This window comes from Sphingobium sp. D43FB, assembly GCF_002312805.1.
GTDB lineage: Bacteria > Pseudomonadota > Alphaproteobacteria > Sphingomonadales > Sphingomonadaceae > Sphingobium.
In genome coordinates, this window is record NZ_NMUA01000232.1 from 1 (window position 1) to 407 (window position 407).

The following is a 407-nucleotide window of genomic DNA, read 5'->3' on the forward strand; positions in this document are numbered from 1 at the left end:
CGGCGAGATCACTGGGGTCAGCCCCGACGTCTTGAAAGTCCACGTCAACACTGGCGAAAACGTGGTAATCAACCTGACCAACGACACCAAAGTCCGCGCCGTTACCCTGGCCAATATCGAAGACATCAAACCCGGCAGCTACGTTGGATCGGCGGCCATTCCGCAAGACGAAGGCACCTTGAAGGCGCTGGAAGTCCACGTTTTTCCACCGGAACTGGCGGGCAGCGGCGACGGGCATCGGCCGTTCGATCTGGTCAAGGGCAGCAGCATGACCAATGGCAGCGTGGGCGATCTGGTGGTCAGCAATGGCCGGATGTTGACCGTCAACTACAAGGGCGGGCAGCAGAAGATCCTGGTGCCGGAGGATGTGCCGATCGTGAATTTGATGCCGGGGGACAGGAGTTTGC

The 407-nt window shown here is 59.7% G+C and carries 1 pseudogene; it reads left to right on the forward strand.

Going from position 1 to position 407, the window contains the following annotated elements:
- Nucleotides 1-407 (forward strand): annotated as a pseudogene (locus SxD43FB_RS24160) (hypothetical protein); the annotation flags it as partial.